Source organism: Paraburkholderia kururiensis JCM 10599 = LMG 19447, assembly GCF_003986935.1.
In the GTDB taxonomy this organism is placed as follows: domain Bacteria; phylum Pseudomonadota; class Gammaproteobacteria; order Burkholderiales; family Burkholderiaceae; genus Paraburkholderia; species Paraburkholderia kururiensis.
In genome coordinates, this window is record NZ_RJZE01000027.1 from 16,964 (window position 1) to 34,293 (window position 17,330).

General features: G+C 65.3%; 19 protein-coding genes. 4 read left to right on the plus strand and 15 right to left on the minus strand.

Annotated elements, in window-relative coordinates:
- Position 1: 1 nt before the first annotated feature.
- The 4 genes from PKKP23_RS27230 to PKKP23_RS27245 form a co-directional block, all read right to left on the minus strand.
- Positions 2-1,285: a dicarboxylate/amino acid:cation symporter gene (locus PKKP23_RS27230; RefSeq protein ID WP_026120997.1), complete on the minus strand. Its 1,284-nt coding sequence runs from the start codon at positions 1,283-1,285 to the stop codon at positions 2-4.
- A 650-nt stretch (positions 1,286-1,935) separates the two neighbouring features.
- Positions 1,936-2,937: a lipoyl synthase gene (lipA, locus tag PKKP23_RS27235; protein ID WP_017772575.1), complete on the minus strand. Its 1,002-nt coding sequence runs from the start codon at positions 2,935-2,937 to the stop codon at positions 1,936-1,938.
- Between the two features lie 13 nt (positions 2,938-2,950).
- Positions 2,951-3,727: a lipoyl(octanoyl) transferase LipB gene (gene lipB, locus PKKP23_RS27240; protein WP_026120996.1), complete on the minus strand. Its 777-nt coding sequence runs from the start codon at positions 3,725-3,727 to the stop codon at positions 2,951-2,953.
- Positions 3,728-3,783: 56 nt separating this feature from the next.
- Positions 3,784-4,110 (minus strand): DUF2917 domain-containing protein, encoded by a 327-nt coding sequence (locus tag PKKP23_RS27245; RefSeq protein WP_017772573.1) that lies wholly within the window; start codon positions 4,108-4,110, stop codon positions 3,784-3,786.
- Between the two features lie 100 nt (positions 4,111-4,210).
- Here PKKP23_RS27245 and PKKP23_RS27250 point away from each other — a divergent pair, with 100 nt between their 5' ends.
- Positions 4,211-5,170: a transcriptional regulator GcvA gene (locus tag PKKP23_RS27250; RefSeq protein WP_017772572.1), complete on the plus strand. Its 960-nt coding sequence runs from the start codon at positions 4,211-4,213 to the stop codon at positions 5,168-5,170.
- Positions 5,171-5,190: 20 nt separating this feature from the next.
- Here the strand turns inward: PKKP23_RS27250 and PKKP23_RS27255 are convergent, their stop codons facing one another.
- The 8 genes from PKKP23_RS27255 to PKKP23_RS27290 all read right to left on the minus strand — a co-directional run bounded on the left by PKKP23_RS27255 (position 5,191) and on the right by PKKP23_RS27290 (position 12,270).
- A complete protein-coding gene (locus PKKP23_RS27255) occupies positions 5,191-5,460 on the minus strand; it encodes a DUF493 family protein (protein ID WP_026120995.1) in 270 nt (89 codons plus the stop codon).
- Positions 5,461-5,622: 162 nt separating this feature from the next.
- A complete protein-coding gene (locus PKKP23_RS27260; protein WP_126879199.1) occupies positions 5,623-6,852 on the minus strand; it encodes a D-alanyl-D-alanine carboxypeptidase family protein in 1,230 nt (409 codons plus the stop codon).
- A gap of 464 nt (positions 6,853-7,316) precedes the next feature.
- Entirely contained in the window at positions 7,317-7,961 is a 645-nt protein-coding gene (locus tag PKKP23_RS27265) for an alpha/beta hydrolase (RefSeq protein ID WP_126879200.1), read from the minus strand.
- Positions 7,958-8,275 (minus strand): (2Fe-2S) ferredoxin domain-containing protein, encoded by a 318-nt coding sequence (locus PKKP23_RS27270; protein ID WP_017772568.1) that lies wholly within the window; start codon positions 8,273-8,275, stop codon positions 7,958-7,960. Before PKKP23_RS27270 ends, PKKP23_RS27265 begins: the two co-directional genes overlap by 4 nt.
- Before the next feature lie 226 nt (positions 8,276-8,501).
- Positions 8,502-9,173: an ABC-type transport auxiliary lipoprotein family protein gene (locus PKKP23_RS27275; RefSeq protein ID WP_126879201.1), complete on the minus strand. Its 672-nt coding sequence runs from the start codon at positions 9,171-9,173 to the stop codon at positions 8,502-8,504.
- Between the two features lie 52 nt (positions 9,174-9,225).
- A complete protein-coding gene (locus PKKP23_RS27280; RefSeq protein WP_126879202.1) occupies positions 9,226-10,191 on the minus strand; it encodes an MlaD family protein in 966 nt (321 codons plus the stop codon).
- A gap of 70 nt (positions 10,192-10,261) precedes the next feature.
- Positions 10,262-11,140, minus strand: a complete 879-nt coding sequence (locus PKKP23_RS27285) for an ABC transporter ATP-binding protein (protein ID WP_126879203.1) — start codon at positions 11,138-11,140, stop codon at positions 10,262-10,264.
- Entirely contained in the window at positions 11,137-12,270 is a 1,134-nt protein-coding gene (locus PKKP23_RS27290) for an MlaE family ABC transporter permease (protein WP_126879204.1), read from the minus strand. The genes PKKP23_RS27285 and PKKP23_RS27290 overlap by 4 nt, the downstream gene beginning before the upstream one ends.
- Before the next feature lie 103 nt (positions 12,271-12,373).
- On the opposite strand from PKKP23_RS27290, the gene PKKP23_RS27295 reads away from it, so the two are divergent.
- The 3 genes from PKKP23_RS27295 (at position 12,374) to PKKP23_RS27305 (ending at position 14,440) form a co-directional block, all read left to right on the plus strand.
- Positions 12,374-13,279, plus strand: coding sequence for a biotin--[acetyl-CoA-carboxylase] ligase (locus PKKP23_RS27295; RefSeq protein ID WP_126879205.1), 906 nt, complete (start codon positions 12,374-12,376; stop codon positions 13,277-13,279).
- On the plus strand, positions 13,276-14,046 hold the full coding sequence (locus PKKP23_RS27300) for a type III pantothenate kinase (protein WP_017772562.1): 771 nt from the start codon (positions 13,276-13,278) through the stop codon (positions 14,044-14,046). Before PKKP23_RS27295 ends, PKKP23_RS27300 begins: the two co-directional genes overlap by 4 nt.
- Before the next feature lie 154 nt (positions 14,047-14,200).
- A complete protein-coding gene (locus PKKP23_RS27305) occupies positions 14,201-14,440 on the plus strand; it encodes a hypothetical protein (RefSeq protein WP_017772561.1) in 240 nt (79 codons plus the stop codon).
- A gap of 83 nt (positions 14,441-14,523) precedes the next feature.
- On the opposite strand, the gene rfaE2 is transcribed toward PKKP23_RS27305, so the two are convergent.
- From rfaE2 to PKKP23_RS27320, 3 genes are all read right to left on the minus strand, one after another.
- A complete protein-coding gene (gene rfaE2 / locus PKKP23_RS27310; protein ID WP_017772560.1) occupies positions 14,524-15,006 on the minus strand; it encodes a D-glycero-beta-D-manno-heptose 1-phosphate adenylyltransferase in 483 nt (160 codons plus the stop codon).
- Positions 15,007-15,045: 39 nt separating this feature from the next.
- Complete coding sequence (locus PKKP23_RS27315) at positions 15,046-15,927, minus strand: ferritin family protein (protein ID WP_126879206.1); 882 nt, start codon at positions 15,925-15,927, stop codon at positions 15,046-15,048.
- Between the two features lie 583 nt (positions 15,928-16,510).
- Positions 16,511-17,263 (minus strand): PhaM family polyhydroxyalkanoate granule multifunctional regulatory protein, encoded by a 753-nt coding sequence (locus PKKP23_RS27320; RefSeq protein WP_126879207.1) that lies wholly within the window; start codon positions 17,261-17,263, stop codon positions 16,511-16,513.
- Between the last annotated feature and the right edge of the window lie 67 nt (positions 17,264-17,330).

Consider the following 17,330-nt stretch of genomic DNA (forward strand, 5'->3'; position numbering starts at 1 on the left):
ATCAGGCTCCGGCGGTCTCGCTGACGGCCACTTCGCCCGAGAGGCCGGCACGCAGTTTCGAGCGGTCCAGCTCTTTTTCCCACGCCGACACCACCACCGTCGCCACGCCGTTGCCGATGATGTTCGTCAGCGCGCGGCATTCGCTCATGAAGCGGTCGATGCCGAGAATCAGCACCATGCCCGAAAGCGGAATGGTGGGCACCACGGCGAGCGTCGCGGCGAGCGTGATGAAGCCGGCGCCCGTCACACCGCTTGCGCCCTTGGACGTGAGCATCGTCACAGCGAGCAGCGTGAGCTGTTGCGTGAGCGTGAGATCCGTGTTGGTGGCCTGCGCGATGAAGAGCACGGCCATCGTCATGTAGATGTTGGTGCCATCCAGGTTGAACGAGTAGCCGGTCGGCACGACGAGACCCACCACGGAGCGCGAGCAGCCGAGCTTTTCGAGTTTCTGCATCAGCTGCGGCAGCGCGGCTTCCGACGAGCTCGTGCCCAGCACGATCAACAGTTCTTCCTTGATGTAGCTGACGAAGCGGAAGATGTTGAAGCCGACTGCGCGCGCGATGATGCCGAGCACCACGATCACGAAGACCGCCGCCGTCAGATAGAAGGTACCGATCAGCTTCAGGAGCGGCAGCAGCGAACCCAAGCCGTACTTGCCGATAGTGAAAGCCATCGCGCCGAACGCGCCGATGGGTGCGAGCTTCGTGACGATGCGCACCACGCCGAACAGGATGTTCGAAATGCCTTCGATGAAGTCCGTCACCACACGGCCGCGCTCGCCGAGCGTCGCCAGCACGCTGCCGAACAGCAGCGCGATCAGCAGGATCTGCAGGATTTCACCTTGGGCGAACGCCGAGAAGAACGTGTCGGGAATGATGTGCATCAGGAAGTCGACCGTGCTCTGGCCATGGGCCTTTGCCGCGAAGGAGGCGACTGCCTTGCCGTCCAGCGTCGCCGGATCCACGTTGAAGCCGACGCCCGGCTTGAGCACGTGCGTGGCGATGAGGCCGATGAGAAGCGCGAACGTCGAAACGATCTCGAAGTACAGCAGCGCCTTGCCGCCCACGCGGCCAACCTTCTTCATGTCCTGCATGCCGGCGATGCCGGTCACGACGGTACAGAAGATGATTGGCCCGATCACCATCTTGATGAGTTTGATGAACGCGTCGCCGAGCGGCTTCATGTCGATGGCGAGCGCCGGCGAGTAATGTCCAAGAACGATGCCGATGACGATCGCGGCGATCACCTGGACGTAGAGCACTTTATAAATGGGTTTCTTCACGATGGTTCCTGCTGGTGTTGCTGCACATGGGAGCCGGTGGCCGGCCGCCGCGTCGCGTACGGGCGCATGAGAACCTCGTCGGGATGCAGCGGGCAAGCCGCGACAAGACGACGGGTTCAGAAGTACCGGGAAGGGGTTTTGAGCATCGATTGTCTCCTTGCTTTAGTAATGAGGCCGTTGCGGCCGCGCGTCTTCATTGCAAGGGCGATGCCAGTTGCGTAACGTCCTTATCGCCTTGATTTATTTGAGATTTTTCCAATCCCCCGCCACCGTTCGTCCGGGTTTCCGGAAACCTGGACGCGAGCTGTCCGACTTTCCAGACGTCGCAGCATGTGAGCGCACGGCTGCACACACGCCGGGCGCACAACAGAGGAAACAAGGGGAAGAACAGCGACTTGGCCGCGCGGAAAAACAAGCGGCCAAAAAAATGCCTTCCCGGTGGCGGGAAGGCATGCGAAAGAGAAGTCGGAGACCCTTGCAGGCCTGTGGGCACCGAAAACGGTCAGTTGCGGCACCCACAGATCAATCTTAAGCGCGCAGACGGGCGCCCAAAGTCAACTATTGTCAAAACCCCGTGCAGGACCGGGTAGCGCCTCCGCGTACGCGCTCAAGCCAAGCTTCGGACCCCACAGAACAGACACCGCGGCGATGAATCAGACTACGCCCGCGCCGTGCGCCTGCAGATCTGCGTGATAGCTCGAGCGCACCATCGCGCCCACGGCGGCATGCGTGAAACCCATCTTGTAGGCCTCTTCTTCATACATCTTGAACGTGTCGGGATGCACGTATGCCCGCACCGGCAGGTGGTGCTCCGAAGGCTGCAGATACTGGCCGATCGTCAGCATGTCGACGTCGTGTGCGCGCAGGTCGCGCATCACCTGAAGGATTTCCTCTTCGGTCTCGCCCAGCCCAACCATCAAGCCCGACTTCGTCGCGACGTCCGGATGCAGCGCCTTGAAGTCCTTCAGCAGCTTGAGCGAATGCGCGTAGTCCGAGCCCGGACGCGCTTCCTTGTAGAGACGCGGCACCGTTTCGAGGTTGTGATTCATTACGTCGGGCGGCGCGGCATTGAGGATGGAGAGCGCCCGGTCGAGGCGGCCACGGAAGTCCGGCGTGAGAATCTCGATGCGCGTTTCGGGCGACTGCGCACGCACTTCACGGATGCACTCCACGAAATGGCCAGCGCCGCCGTCCCGCAGATCGTCGCGGTCCACGCTCGTAATCACCACGTACTTGAGCTTGAGCGCCGCGATCGTGCGCGCCAGGTTGGCCGGTTCCTCGGGATCGAGCGGATCGGGACGGCCGTGGCCCACGTCGCAAAACGGGCAGCGGCGCGTGCACTTGTCGCCCATGATCATGAACGTCGCCGTGCCCTTGCCGAAGCACTCGCCAATGTTCGGACAGCTCGCTTCCTCGCACACGGTGTGCAGGTTGTGCTCGCGCAGAATCTGCTTGATCTCGTAGAAGCGCGAACTGCCGGTGGCCGCTTTCACGCGGATCCACTCAGGCTTCTTCAGCTTCTCGATCGGCACGACCTTGATCGGAATGCGCGCGGTCTTCGCCTGCGCCTTCTGTTTCGCAGTGGCGTCGTAGGGCGCGGGAGCGGCAGCGTCGGGAGCCGGCGTGCCAGCGAGGTTCGCGGTAGCGTCAGTCATTCGTTCGATCCAGTCAGGCGGTGGCGGCACCGGCCTGCGGTTGGGCGACGGCCGCGCGCGTGCCGTCGAGGTTTGCAGTGAGACTTCGGGCGAGCGTGGCCGCCACGTCGTTCCAGCTCGCGGCGACGCCGAGCGTCGCCATGTCGACCGTCTCGAGCCCTGCATAGCCACAGGGATTGATGGCGAGAAACGGCCGCAGATCCATGTTCACATTGAGGCTCACGCCGTGATAGCTGCAGCCGTTGCGGATTTTCAGCCCGAGCGCCCCGATCTTGGCGCCGACATGAACGCCGGCTGCGGGGCCGGGCGCAACGTAGATGCCGGGCGCGCCGGCCTTGCGTTCGCCCGCGAGATTATACGACGCGAGTGTATCGATCACGGCCTGCTCGATACGCGTGACGAGGTCGCGCACCATGAGCTTGCGGCGGCGCAGGTCGAGCAGCAAATAGGCGACGACCTGGCCTGGGCCGTGGTAAGTGATCTGCCCGCCGCGGTCGATCTTCACAAGGGGAATGCCGCTGTCGGCAACGAGCAGATGGCTCGGGTTACCGGCCTGGCCCAGGGTAAAGACGGGCGGATGTTCGACGAGCCAGATTTCGTCGGGCGTGCCGGGCGTGCGCGCTTCGGTGAAAGCGCGCATCGCATCGAAGCTCGCCTGGTAGGCTTCCGTGCCACGCCAACGCAGCACGAGGGGAATCGCGTCCGAAGCGCAAGGCGCCGTGGCCGCTTCCGCAGCGGGCGCGCAATCGTCTGAGGGAAAAGGGGACAGGGAAACCGGCGTGGCACACATGATGTGCGCAGTTTACCGAAATCCCGCCCCCACCGCCGGACATCGCCCGGCGGCGCTCACACCGTGCGCCAGCCGTCGCCCACGCGCACGCCGAGCCGTTGCGCGGCACGGGCCGCCCAGTCGATGAGCCGCTCCGACGGCCGCGCCGGAATGGCAAACGCCACGCGTGCGGCCGGCGCCCCTTCCACGCTGAGCCACAGCCGTTCGCCGCGCCGCAACCGCAGCGTATGGCCAGGTTCGAGCCAGTAATCCTCCACGTCGTCGCTGCGCGTGACCCAGACCGGACCGCCATGCACGGTTAGCCGCGTGCTGTTGGCGACCTTCATGGGCACCGTCTCGCCCGCGTGGATTTCGAACGTGATGTTTGAGGAAATTTCTCGCATGATCCGCTCCGCCAAAAATCGTCTTGATGGCTAGAATCGTAGATGCCGCAAGGGATTGGGCAAAACGATCATTTTTCACCGGTATGTGAGAAAAATTGCGATGGACCTGCGCGAGTTACCCGTATTGAACGCGATCAAGGCATTCGAGGCCGCGGCGCGGCACGAGAGCTTCTCCCGCGCCGCCGACGAGTTGTTCGTCACGCACGGCGCCGTGAGCCACCAGATTCGCGCGCTGGAAGCCGACCTCGGCGTCACGCTGTTCGCCCGCGACGGCAAGCGCGTGCGGCTCACCGATACGGGCCGCCGCTACGCGACCCAGGTGCGGGCCGCGCTCGCCGCCCTGCTCGATGCCACGCGCGAGATTCGCGCAGGCGACCGCGAGCGCCGGCTGGTCGTCTCGATGCTGACCTCGTTTGCCGCGCGCTGGGTGACGCCGCGCATCGGCCGCTTCATCGAGGCGCACCCGAAATGGGATCTGGAACTGCTTTCCACGAACGCACTCACCGACTTTGCCCGCGACGACGTGGACGCCGCGATCCGCTTCGGCTACGGCCGCTACCCCGGCCTGCACGCCGAACTGCTGCTGGAGGAGATCTTCTTTCCGGCGTGCTCGCCGCAGTTCAACGGCGGCAAGCTACCCAGGAACCCGCGGGAGATGACGAAGCTCGCGCTGCTGCGCTCCGACGACGAACTCTGGCGCCCATGGTTCGACGCCGCAGGGCTCGACGACGTGCCCGAGCCCAAACGCGGCGTGCTGTACCAGGATTCGTCGAACCTGCTGCAAGCCGCCATGGACGGCCAGGGCATCGCGCTCGTGCGCCGCTCGCTCGCGATGCACGAGATCGCGGCGGGGCGACTGGTGCGACTGTTCGAGATCGATGGCCCCAGCCCCTGGAGCTACTACTTCATCTGCCCGCCGCACATGTTGCAGACCGAGCGTGTGCAGGCATTCCGGAACTGGATTTTCGAAGAGGTGGCGAGCTTCAAGCTGCTGTTCCAGCGCGCATGCGAGGAAAGCTCACAGCGCGCGCGTGAGGCCCTGCCCGCAGACGAGAGGTAGCGGAATCGAAGGAATTTGACTTACAGGACGACCTTCACCATCGGGTGCCCGGTGAGGGCAAGGTAGATGTCGTCCAGGTGCTCGCGGCTCACCGCGCGCACCGTCACGGTGAGGCCCGTGTAGTTGCCGCCGCTCGACGGACGCACTTCCACGCGCGACGCGTCGAACCCGCTGTCGAACTTGCGGATCACGGCAACAATGGTTTCGGCGAATTCCGGGTGTGACTTGCCCATCACCTTGATCGGAAAATCGCAGGGAAATTCGAATAGCGATTCGTTCATCGGACTCATGCGTTACTCCTCGAGCGCCGCGGCGAAGGGCTCATTGTGCGCCTTGTGCGTGTTGTGCGCCTTGCCTCGCGGACGGGCATGCGGCAGAGAGCGCCGCATACCCGCACAGACGGGGGCCACTTCGCAGACGCCGCCGCCGAAGGGGAACCCGCGCCATTGCGCTTACTTCTTGTTGAACATCAGCATCAGCGAATCCCATACGCGGCCGACGACGCCCGCCTGCGGCACCGCCTTCAGCGCGACCACCGGGAATTCGGTGAGCGTCTTGCCGTCCGCGACGAGCTTCGCGGTGCCAACCTTCTGGCCGTCCGCGATCGGCGCGATCAGCGGGCTTGCGATCTCGATCTGCGGCTTCGCCTTGTCGGCCGCGCCCTTCGGCACCGTGATGTACTGATCGGTCTTCACGCCCACCTGCACGGTGTCGGCCGCGCCCTTGTAGACGCGCGGCGTGGCGACGGCCTGATTCGCCTTGTACAGGCGCACCGTGTCATATGCGGTGTAGCCGTAGTTCAGCATCTTCAGGCTGTCCTGCACGCGGTCGTGCTCCTTCTGCTCGCCCATCATCACCGTGACGAGACGGCGCGACGCATCGCTGACGCCGGGCAGCGGACGCTTCGCCGTGGCGATCAGGCAGTAGCCCGCCGCCTGCGTGTGGCCGGTCTTGAGGCCGTCCACGGTCGGGTCGATCCACAGCAGCCGGTTGCGGTTCGGCTGCTTGATCTTGTTGTACGTGAATTCCTTCACCGAAAAGATGCTGTAGTAGTCGGGGAAGTCGCGGATCAGGCGCGTGGAGAGCACGGCGAGGTCGCCTGCCGTCGTGTAATGCTGCGGATCGGGCATGCCGTTCACGTCGGCGAAGTGCGTATGGGTCATACCGAGGCGCTGCGTCTCGGTGTTCATCATGTTGACGAACTGCGACTCGCTGCCGCCCACGAGTTCCGCGAGCGCGATGGCGGCGTCGTTGCCCGACTGCACGATCATGCCGTACACGAGGTCGTGCACCGTCACCGGCTTGTTCGCCTCGATGAACATGCGCGACTCGTCGTTGCGAACGCGGCGCACGGCCTCGCTCGGCATGACGGTCTGCTCCATCGTGATCTTCTTCGTCTGCAATGCTTCGAAGACGAGATAGGCCGTCATCAGCTTCGTGAGCGAAGCCGGCTCCACGCGCTCGTCGGGATTGCCCGACGCGAGCACCTGGTTCGCGGTGGCATCAATGAGCACCCACGAACGCGCGTTCACCGCGGGCGGCGGCACCTGTGCAAAGGCAGCCGATGCCGCAACGAGCGTTGCCGGCAGCAGCACGCCGAGCGCAACTGCGCGGGCAACGGAACGGTGAGCGAAAGACGGGGAAGCAACCAGAGGGGAAGTACCGGAAGTGACGAGACGCATAGGATCGTTTCAGCTTTGATTTGGGCTGTGCGTGCCGTATCGCACGGGCTTCGCGCGATACGGCACGCATTTGGGATGAGCCGGAGGGCGGACGCTGTGCGGCACGCTCTGCTGGCTTCACGTGATGCAAACGGATACGACCGGATGCACACGGAGCAGCGAGACAAGGCGGATGAGGTCGGCTTCGCGGCGCTCGTTGGACTCGCCGTGGCGCGAACGGTTCGCGCGGCGTGCAGCATGTCCGCAAGCGACGCCCGACCCGCAAAACGCACGGCGCAGCGCCCAAAAAAGAGCGCTCATTATACGCGCCGCTTCGTGCGGCACCGCGCCGAGCGGGTGAGGATTTTGCGTTTTACGCGTACCTGTATGAAGGTTTTCGCAAAATGCGTCGCGTGCACGATACCCGCGATGGAGGTTACGCGACGATTACACGCGAGACGCGTAACGCGCCTCGCGGTGCTGCCCTATCGCCACGCGTCCACGATGATGCGCTTGAGAACATGCAGCTTGCGATGCAGAAAATGCTCTGCGCCCGGAATGACGACGATGGGTAGCTCCTGCGGCCGCGCCCATTCGAAGACGGACAGAATCGGCACCGTGTCGTCGAGTTCGCCGTGAATGACGAGCGTGTTTTCCGGCACCGGCGCCACTTCCCAGCGGCTTGCCGCCGTGCCCACGAACACCATCCGCTCGATCGCGCCGCCCGCCTCCGTCACGCGCTTCGCAACATGCGAAAGCACGAACGTGCCGAACGAGAAGCCGGCCAGCACGAGCGGCAGAGCGGCATGGCCTGGCTGCGCGCGCATGTGGTCGAGTACCGCGAGCAGATCGTCCTGTTCGCCGATGCCGTTGTCGTGCTCACCCGCAGTCTGCCCCACGCCGCGAAAATTCGAGCGATACGTGACGTAGCCGAGTTGCACGAGCGTACGCGCAAGCGTCTGCGCGACCTTGTTGTCCATCGTGCCGCCGAAAAGCGGATGCGGATGCGCGACGAGCGCCATGCCACGCGGCGCGGCGCCGTTCTCGCGGGTTTGGTCGGGCAGATCGAGCGCGACTTCGATCTTGCCGACGGGACCGTCGATCAGATACTTCTGCGTGTGAACGTTCATATCTTGAGGCGCTCGACCACCTTGCCGTGCTGAAGATGCGATTCGACGATCTCGTCGATGTCGCTTTCGTCGACGTACGTGTACCAGGTGCCTTCCGGATAGATGACAACGGTGGGCCCTTCCTCGCAGCGATCAAGGCAGCCGGCCTTGTTGATGCGCACCTTGCCGGGTCCAGCGAGCCCCAGTTGCTTCACGCGCTTTTTCGCGTGCTCCTGCATGGCCTGCGCGTTGCAGTTGCCGCAGCTCGGTCGGTCCGCACCGGGCTCGCGCTGATTCAGGCAAAAGAAGACGTGGTACTGGTAGAAGGAATCCATGGCTTATCGTGGAAAGATGGCGGAAAAATTCGCGGAGAAGGCGGCTGGTGTTCGTCGTCGGCCGCACGGCGCGTGCCTTGCCCAGAGGCCCAGAGGCTTGGGCTTAGCGGCACGGCGCGAAGGCTGTTGCAAACGAAGGCGCTTGCCCGGCTGACGGCTGAACCACGACCGGCCGATTATAGCGACCGACCGGACGCCCCACCGGCCTCGGCCGCGCCGCGCGCGCTCACTGGTTTGCGAGCAATGCCTGCACGCCAAGCCACGCCCCGATCTGCGCGACGAGGTCGTCGCTTGCCGCCGCGAGTGCGCGGGCGCCGCCCGATGCGTCCGGTGAACTGGCCGGTGCGCGGGCGATGAAGGTGCGCTGACTCAACACCTTGCCCGCCTGAAAGAGCGTGGCCCGCGCGGTGACCACGCCTGAACTCTCGGTCTGGCTGTCGAAAACCTGCTCGAACTGCTCGAGCTCCACCTTGAGCACGGGCGCACGCACACCATCGCCGCCCGTCAGCACCGTGCCGTGCGACGAGAGCGTGTTGCGCAGCCGTTGCGTGAGAAGCCGCGCGGGCGACATGGTCCAGTGCGTGTCGGCGTAGGCGCCCGTGCGCTGCGCGTTCGCGTAGCTCAAGCGATAAAGCAGGCTGTCGTTGTCGATGGTCGAGGGCGCGCCCACGTCGAGCACCTTCACCGCCGGCAGCGTGCCCGATGCCGGCGCCGCGGGCGCGGGACCGAAGTCGTAGCGGATGTCCGAGAGCACGGCGGAATTGCCGGCGCACGCGGCAAGCAGCAGGCAAAGCATGGCTGCGGTGCCTGCTGCGAGGCCGCCCTTCAGGCTTGCCAGCCGCTTCAGGCCGCCTGGCTTCTGCCGCCCCGTGGCGACCCGTTCGATTGCATGTGACATGTTCTTTCCCTTCGATTGTTGTGCTTGGCTGTCGTGGTGCCAGCGCCGCGCCCTAGCGGTTCGCGTGCGCCGCCGGCCACGCGAAACCCGCTTCGCCGGGACCAGGCGCCGCATGCGGCGCGCCGCCGAACAGCACGCTGCGCGGGTTCGCGTTGAACGTCTCCGCGGCGCTATCCACCGAACGCACGGCCGAGCGCACGTCGTCGGCGAGCGAGTTCACGCGCGGCAGCGTGTCGTACCCCACGCGCGACGAGAGCTCCTGCAGCGAAGCATCCACGGACGTCAGCGCGTCACCCGCCTGCTGCGCCGCCGTGCCCACCTTGTTGAGATTCGTCTCGAACGGCCCGTCGGGACGGTTGATACTCGAAATCAGCTGGTTCGTGGAGGCCAGCGTCGTGTCGAGCGTCGTCAACGTGCCCGAGAGCTTGCCTGCGGCGGGCGCCATCTGCTGCGTGAGCGTCGTGACGCCGTCCGCCGCGTGCTGCAGGCTCGCGGCCGTGGCCATCAGTTGCCGGCGGGTCTCTTCGGAGAGCATGTTGTCCACGTCGGTTGCGACACGTTCGAGCTGACGCATGAGCACGTCGCCGCGTTGCTGCAACTGGTCGAACAGCCCCGGATGCATGGGAATCTGCGCGATCTGCTTCGCCGACGATGCGAGCGGCGCCGGGTTCGCGCCGGTATCGTCGAGTTGCACGAAGGCAATGCCCGTCACGCCCTGCAGGCCCAGGCTGCCGAAGGTGGACTGCGTAATGGGCGCGTTCTTGTCGACGAGAATGCGGATCACGATCTGCCCCGGATGCTGTCGGTCGAAGTGGATGGACTGCACCTTGCCCACGTCGAGGCCGCGATAGCGCACGGCCGCGTCGGTGTAGAGCCCCGTCACGTTGGTGCGCGCGATGAGGTCGTAAGGCACGCGCACGGTTCGATCGACGTTGAAGAAGAACGCCGCCGCGCCGATTGCGAGCAGCAGCGCCACCGTGAAGAGCCCGGCCCAGAAGGCGTGGGATTTGTTTTCCATCGTCAGGTTCCCTCGTTCACACCGGAAATGGCGGCATTCGGGCGCTGAGCCGCCTGCCGTCCTCCCGCGCTCATAGGTGAATTTCGGCCGGCGCCGGCTCGAGCGCCGCCGGCGGCAGCTTCGCGCGCCGGTCGGGCGGCAGCGCCTGTAGTGCGCGGCGTCCGCGCAGGCCCAGAAAATACTCGCGGATAAACGGATGATCGACGCCCGCCGCCTCTTCCACCGGCGCCGCCACCAGCACCTTGCGGTCCGCCAGCACGGCCACGCGCGTGGAAAGCGCGACCATGGTGTCCAGGTCGTGCGTCACCATCACGACGGTGAGGCCGAGCGCCCGATGCAGCGTGCTGATCAGTTCCACGAATTCGTCGGAGGCCTGAGGATCGAGGCCCGCAGTGGGTTCGTCGAGAAACAGCATTTCGGGTTCGAGCGCGATGGCGCGCGCGATCCCCACGCGCTTGACCATGCCGCCCGAAAGCGCCGCAGGCATCTTCGATGCGTGCTTGCACGGCAGCCCCACCATTTCGAGCTTGAGCATCACGATGTCGCGTAGCAGTTCGTCCGGGATCTTGCCGAGCTCGCGCAGCGGCTGCGCGACGTTGTCGAACACGTTGAGCGACGAAAACAGCGCGCCGTGCTGGAACAGCATGCCCATCCGGCTGCGCATCATGAGGGCGGTATTCTCGTCGAGCGTCGACGTATCTTCGCCGAATACCTTGATGGTGCCGGACGACTGCCGCTCGAGCCCGAGAATCTGCCGCACGAGCGTAGTCTTGCCCGACCCGGAGCCGCCCACCACCGCCACGATCTCGCCGCGGCGCACGTCGAAATTCAGATGCTGGTGAACGATGTTGCGCCCATACCGCTTGGTGAGGTCGCGCACCTCGATCACCGTTTCGGCGATGGCAGGCAGCGGTCGGCCGCGCACGGCTTCCTTGAGCGGCGTACTCATCCCAGCCCCACGTTCTGGAACATGATCGCGAACACAGCGTCAGCAAGAATCACGATCGTGATCGAACTCACGACGGACGTCGTCGTGCCTTCGCCCAGGCTCTGCGAGTTCGCCTTGATCCTGAAGCCGAAGTGGCAGCCCACGAGCGCGATCAGCATGCCGAACGCCACGCCTTTGCCAAGGCCGATCCAGAGGTTCGCAATGGGCACCACCCCGGGCAGCGAACGCGCGAAATACGAGAGGTCGATGCCGAGCACGAGCTTCGCGGCAAGCGCCCCACCGAAGAGCGCGATGATGTTCGTCCACATGACGAGCAGCGGCATCGCGATACCAAGCGCCACCACGCGCGGCAGGATCAGGCGCAGCCCGTGCGGAATGCCCATCACGCGCATGGCGTCCAGTTCTTCAGTCACGCGCATCACGCCGATCTGCGCCGTGATCGCGGAACCCGACCGGCCCGCCACGAGAATCGCGGAAAGCACAGGACCCAGCTCGCGAATCACCGAGAGCCCGAGAATGTTCACGATGTACTGGTTCGCACCGAAGATGCGCAGTTGCTGCGCCGAGAGGTACGAAAGCACGATGCCGATCAGGAACGCCACGAGCGCGGTGATGGGCAACGCCCTCGTGCCGGCGTTGTAAACGTTCGCTGATATCTCGGTCCACGGCGTGATCCTCGGATTGCGTGCAATCGAGAACAGATCAAGCACCACGCGGCCCAGCATCACGAGGCCGCCATAGAGATGCTCAAGGAACGTGAAGATGGCGAAGCCGAGGCGCGTGAACGGATCGAACCGCACCACCGGTTCCGGCGGCTCGCGGGCGGCGTCGAGCAGCACGATGCGGTCGAATATTTCGCGCTGCGTATCGGTAAGCGCCACCAGTTCGTGCGGAAAGCGGCGGCCCCAGATATGCCAGAGCGCCTGACCGCCCACGTGGTCCATGTGTTCGATGTGCGACAGATCCCAGTGATCCACCGGCTCGGCGGCCAGCTTGCGCAGCCGCATCGTCACCCCGCCGCGGGCCCGGTCGCGCGCGAGCGCGAGCGCCGTCCATTGCCCGGACAGCCGGACGATCTTGCCTTGGGTGCCGGCCGCGATCTCGAGGCCGGGTGGCGTGTCGTAATTCAAGGGTCGCTGGATCCGCCGGAATGAAGACAGCAGCATTGTAACGAACGCTCCCCGTTTGGCGGCTGCGACATGTACACCCCATGCCGTCGCTACAATACGGGCCATGAACGTTCCCCCTTCTCCCTCCGCAGCCGGTTCGGCCGACGACTGGCGCATCGACCGCGATCGCGCCGTCACGCTGTTCGGCCCCGCCGCGCTCGACTGGCCGCTCGAAATCGTCGAGGAAACCGGCTCCACCAACGCCGACCTCATGGCCCGCCTGAAGGCGCTGCCACGCGACGCGGGCGCGCTCGCGCGGCCCATCGTGCGCGTCGCTTATTTGCAGACAGCCGGCCGCGGCCGCCGTGGCCGGCCCTGGTACGCCGAGCCGGGCAACGCACTGCTGTTTTCCATTGCGTGCGTAATGCCGCGACCGCTCGAAGGGCTCGCGGGCTTGAGCCTCGCCATTGGCGTGGCGCTCGTAGACGGACTTCGCTCGCTGCCCGTTGCCGGTCCCGGGCAGATCGCGCTGAAGTGGCCCAACGACGTGCTGCTCGAAGGCGACAAACTCGCAGGCATCCTGATTGAAACCGCGTGGAGCACGGAGGACGCCAGCGCGGTCGTGATCGGCATCGGCACCAACGTAAAGGGCGCGGACGAACTCGCGGCAAAGGTGGGCGAACTGAACGCCGACGCACCGGCCCAGGTGCGCGGCGCCACGCCGACGGCGCTTGCGCGGGCGCTGCCGAACGCCAATCTCACGGATACGCTCGCCGCCGAACTCAACGCGCTCGAACCGGCGTTGCAGCGCTTTGCCGCAAGCGGATTCGCCCCGTTCCAGCCGCGCTGGAACGCGTGCCACGCCTATGCAGGCCGCGAAGTCATGCTGATCGAACAAGGCGTGGAAGTGGCACGCGGCGTGGCGACGGGCGTGGACGAACGCGGCCAACTGCTGCTCGATACGCCCACCGGACGACGCGCTATCGCGACCGGAGACGTCTCGCTGCGGCTCACGGAGGGCGGCGCATGAGCGGCGCGCCGTTCCTGCTCATCGACGCCGGCAACAGCCGGCTCAAGTGGGCAATGGCCGACGTCGGCGGTGCACACGCGTATGCGGGTTCGTCGTCCGACGAGCCTGACTGGGCAGGCCTACCGCCACCGGCGAGCGCCTGGATTTCAAACGTTGCGGGCGATGCGGTGGCCGAACGCATCGACACATGGCTCGACGCACGATGGCCGGGCTTGCCGCGCACGACGATTCGCGCGACCGCGCACCAGTGCGGCGTGACGAACCGCTACGCTGCGCCCGGCGCGCTGGGCAGCGACCGCTGGGCCGGGCTGATCGGCGCACACGCCGCCTTTCCCGGCGAGCATCTGCTGATCGCGACGTTCGGCACGGCCACCACGCTCGAAGCGCTCCGTGCAGACGGCACGTTTGTGGGCGGATTGATTGCGCCGGGGTGGTCGCTGATGATGCGCTCGCTCGGCGAGCGGACCGCGCACCTGCCCACCATCGAAGCCGGCGAAGCGCGCGACCTGCTGACATCGACGGCCCGGCCCGAACCGTTCTTCGCCACGGACACTCACCGTTCCATCAGCGCAGGCTGCGCGCTCGCGCAGGCCGCGCTGATCGAGCGGATGTGGACCGAACTGCGCGACGAATGGCAGGTGCCGGTGCGGCTCGTGCTGGGCGGCGGAGCGGCCGACGAAGTGACAGCGGCGCTCAAGGTGCCGCATACTCGCCACGACACGCTGGTGCTGGCCGGGCTCGCGTTAATTGCCGCTGAGTGCGGCTGATGGGACAAGGGTGACAGGCGGTGTGCCAGGCCTGGGTGCTTCAAAGTTGCCCCGGATTTGGCTGAGGTCCTGCTTGTGCTCGGTGGGACGTTGCCGGGAAATTGCCAGAAAATCGGCGAATAAGGAACGAAGCCGTCTTTAAGGAGAAACGACGATGCTGCGATGGCTCATCGCCATTCTTTTGCTCGCGAACCTGCTCGCGTTTGCGGCGATCAGCGGGGCATTCGGGCCGACGCCGGCCTCCGGTCCACGCGAGCCCGGTCATCTGAACCGTGAGGTCCATCCCGACTGGCTGAAGGTGCGGCCCATATCGCCGGCGGAATCGGCGGACGCGACGATTGTCGGCGGCCCGGTGCCAATGCCCGCGGTAAAGAGTTCGGAGTTGACGCAGTAGTCGCGCGCGGTTCGTTGGCGCGCACCGGCAACCGAGCGACGCAAGACTCAAGCCGCCGTTTCTACGGCGGCTTCGTCGTCTCATCAGCCGAGGCTGCGCACCTTCTTCAGGAGCTTCGTGGTCGAGCGATCGTGCTCGAAAGGAATGGCAAGCGCCCGCCCGCCCCAGCCACGAACGAGCGCCGATTCGGGCAACACGTCCATGTCGTAATCGCCGCCCTTCACGAGCACATCGGGACGCAACGCTTCGATGAGTGAAACCGGTGTGCGCTCGTCGAAGCGAACCACCCAGTCCACGCTTTCGAGCGCCGCAAGCAGCGCCATGCGGTCGTCTTCGGCGTTGATGGGGCGGTCGTCGCCCTTGCCCAGCATGCGCACCGAGGCGTCGCTGTTCACGCCGACAATCAGGCACGCACCCAACGCCTTCGCGTCGGCGAGATAGGTGACGTGACCGCGATGGAGGATATCGAAGACCCCGTTCGTGAACACGACGGGGCCGGGCAGCGACGCACGGCGCTCAGCGAGCGCCTCACGCGTGACGATCTTGCGTTCGAAGGCAGCGGTCATGGGGCAGCCAGCGTTGCGTAATCGCGTCAGGCCGGCGCGTCAGGCCGGCTGCTGGTGCGCGGACGGATCCTGGCCCGAAGCCTGCAGCCGCACCGTCACTTCCTTGCGATAGCGGTTCAGTTCCTGCGCCGTGTTGAATGTGCGCTCGAAGAGAATCGAGAGGTTGTGCAGGATACGTTCGACAACCTTCTTCTCCCAACCATCGTCGAAGCGAATCTGCTCGTCGAGCCAGCGCTCGAGCCATTCCGGGTCAGGCAGGCGCGACTGCACCGTGTCGCGCGGGAACAGCGACTGATTGACGTGCAGGTTCGTGGGGTGCAGCGGCTTCTCGGTGCGACGCGCCGAAGCCATCAGCACGCCGATCTTCGCGAACGCGGCGCGCGCCACATCGCCGCAGTTGGTGAGCGCCTTCTTCATGTAACGCAGATAGGCGCCGCCGTGGCGGGCTTCGTCGCGCGAGATGGTTTCGTAGATGTGCTTGATGACCGGCTCGGTGTGCCATTCGGCAGCGCGCCGATACCAGTGATTGAGGCGAATTTCGCCGCAGAAGTGCAGCATCAGGGTTTCGAGCGGCGGCGCCGGGTCGAACTCGAAGCGCACCGCGTGCAGTTCTTCCTCGGTCGGCACGAGTTCCGGCTTGAAGCGACGCAGGTATTCCATCAGCACCAGCGAATGCTTCTGCTCCTCGAAGAACCACACGCTCATGAAGGCCGAGAAATCGCTGTCGTGATGGTTATCGCGCAGGAACATCTCCGTTGCCGGCAATGCAGACCACTCGGTGATCGCATTCATCTTGATCGTACGGGCCTGCTCGTCGGTGAGGAGCGATGCGTCGAACTTGTCCCACGGAATGTCCTTCTCCATGTCCCATCGGACCGATTCGAGCGATTTGTAAAGTTCCGGATAAAGCATCGTGTTCATAGTCCCGCCCCTGTTCAGCGCTTGACGACTTTTGACTTCGTGCCGCGCCCGCGCACCTCTGCGCTGTCGAGCGAAGCATTTAATTTTACGCGGTAATCGGGCACCCAGAATCTCCGTCGGGCGACGAAGTGCCCGCGGTTCTCCGTGTGCGTGCGATTACCGGAATGTTGTGCGGCATGACGGCCGTGGGTAGGGACGGGCCCGTTCCTTCAATCCGTGCCGCGAGCGGTGCCAGTGCACCGCGTTGCCGGGCGGACGCTGCCACCCGGACCGGCCCTTGCGCCGGCCACCGGAACAGCCGTTCCGGCTTGCGCCAGCGGGCCGCAAAGCGTTCGGCATGATAGCACGCCGGCCCCTCCCAGCCCTTCCGGCCCGAAAAACGCGCACTACTATGAGCCGGGCGCTGCATTTCCGCACATATACGCAGATAAACCTTGACGTATCTCAATAACGCATCAAGTAAACGTCGATGACCACGCGTGAGCAAACGGCGCGCCCGTTCGGGCACCGCGCAACGTGTTGCCCGACCCACGCGGCATGGCGGACGACGCCCCGCCCGCCGCACGGCGAACATCGGCAAACGTCATTCCGGCTTGTTCGACGACGACTTCTTCGCTGTGCGCCCTGCGCCGGCAGCGGTCGAACCCTTCGTCTGCGACGGCCGTTTCGTGGCTGTGTGCTTCGCCCCCGGCTCGGCGCCAGCCGCAGCGCTACCGGGGCCGCCGTCGCTCCCGCTCGCCGCGCCCGCTCCAGCCGGTTGCGCCACGGCGAACTGCGCGAGCTGGTTGAACTGGGACTGCAGCAGATTCCACCAGGCAGTGGGGTCGAATGTAGGCGGCGCGGCTTGCTGGGCGTCTCCCGACCCTTCAGCGCTTTCTGCGTCTTCGGACGCGACGCCCGCTTCGCGCGGCGGTGCGTCGCCTGCTGCGGCGCGGCCGCGCGGTCCCTCGTCCGTGGGCTTGGGACTGGCGGGCTCGGTCATCTGCGACTGCGCAAATGCGCCGAACGCACGCAACGTAGCGAGTGTCGCGCGCTGCACTTCGAGCGCCTGGATGGCCGATTGCAGCATGTTGAGGTTCAGCTTCAGCCACTGCTCGACGGCGCGCATGTCGGTGATGCGCTTGTCGAGTTCTTCGACGCTCGTGAGCGGCGCAAGCATGTCGGACATCATCGAGAGCGAGGGTCCCAACCCTTGCGCGGCACCGGGCTGCATGCCCGGGAAAGCGCTACCGAAGGGCGTGAGACGCATCATGTCCCACATCCGGTCGAGCATCTCCGCCGGAGGAAAGCCGGGGAAACCCGGGAAGGGCGGGATGGAACCTGGCTGGTCGGTCATGCGTGTCTCCTCACGTGGGGGTTGAACGCGGCGGATCTCATGTAGCGTGCGGCGTGTCGATATTGCT

Excerpts from the sequence above, each read along its gene's own strand:
- lipA (WP_017772575.1), bottom strand. The coding sequence starts at position 2,937 with ATGACTGACGCTACCGCGAACCTCGCTGGCACGCCGGCTCCCGACGCT.
- lipB (WP_026120996.1), bottom strand. The coding sequence starts at position 3,727 with ATGTGTGCCACGCCGGTTTCCCTGTCCCCTTTTCCCTCAGACGATTGC.
- PKKP23_RS27245 (WP_017772573.1), bottom strand. The coding sequence starts at position 4,110 with ATGCGAGAAATTTCCTCAAACATCACGTTCGAAATCCACGCGGGCGAG.
- PKKP23_RS27250 (WP_017772572.1), top strand. The coding sequence starts at position 4,211 with ATGGACCTGCGCGAGTTACCCGTATTGAACGCGATCAAGGCATTCGAG.
- PKKP23_RS27255 (WP_026120995.1), bottom strand. The coding sequence starts at position 5,460 with ATGAGTCCGATGAACGAATCGCTATTCGAATTTCCCTGCGATTTTCCG.
- PKKP23_RS27260 (WP_126879199.1), bottom strand. The coding sequence starts at position 6,852 with ATGCGTCTCGTCACTTCCGGTACTTCCCCTCTGGTTGCTTCCCCGTCT.
- PKKP23_RS27265 (WP_126879200.1), bottom strand. The coding sequence starts at position 7,961 with ATGAACGTTCACACGCAGAAGTATCTGATCGACGGTCCCGTCGGCAAG.
- PKKP23_RS27270 (WP_017772568.1), bottom strand. The coding sequence starts at position 8,275 with ATGGATTCCTTCTACCAGTACCACGTCTTCTTTTGCCTGAATCAGCGC.
- PKKP23_RS27275 (WP_126879201.1), bottom strand. The coding sequence starts at position 9,173 with ATGTCACATGCAATCGAACGGGTCGCCACGGGGCGGCAGAAGCCAGGC.
- PKKP23_RS27280 (WP_126879202.1), bottom strand. The coding sequence starts at position 10,191 with ATGGAAAACAAATCCCACGCCTTCTGGGCCGGGCTCTTCACGGTGGCG.
- PKKP23_RS27285 (WP_126879203.1), bottom strand. The coding sequence starts at position 11,140 with ATGAGTACGCCGCTCAAGGAAGCCGTGCGCGGCCGACCGCTGCCTGCC.
- PKKP23_RS27295 (WP_126879205.1), top strand. The coding sequence starts at position 12,374 with ATGAACGTTCCCCCTTCTCCCTCCGCAGCCGGTTCGGCCGACGACTGG.
- PKKP23_RS27300 (WP_017772562.1), top strand. The coding sequence starts at position 13,276 with ATGAGCGGCGCGCCGTTCCTGCTCATCGACGCCGGCAACAGCCGGCTC.
- PKKP23_RS27305 (WP_017772561.1), top strand. The coding sequence starts at position 14,201 with ATGCTGCGATGGCTCATCGCCATTCTTTTGCTCGCGAACCTGCTCGCG.
- rfaE2 (WP_017772560.1), bottom strand. The coding sequence starts at position 15,006 with ATGACCGCTGCCTTCGAACGCAAGATCGTCACGCGTGAGGCGCTCGCT.
- PKKP23_RS27315 (WP_126879206.1), bottom strand. The coding sequence starts at position 15,927 with ATGAACACGATGCTTTATCCGGAACTTTACAAATCGCTCGAATCGGTC.
- PKKP23_RS27320 (WP_126879207.1), bottom strand. The coding sequence starts at position 17,263 with ATGACCGACCAGCCAGGTTCCATCCCGCCCTTCCCGGGTTTCCCCGGC.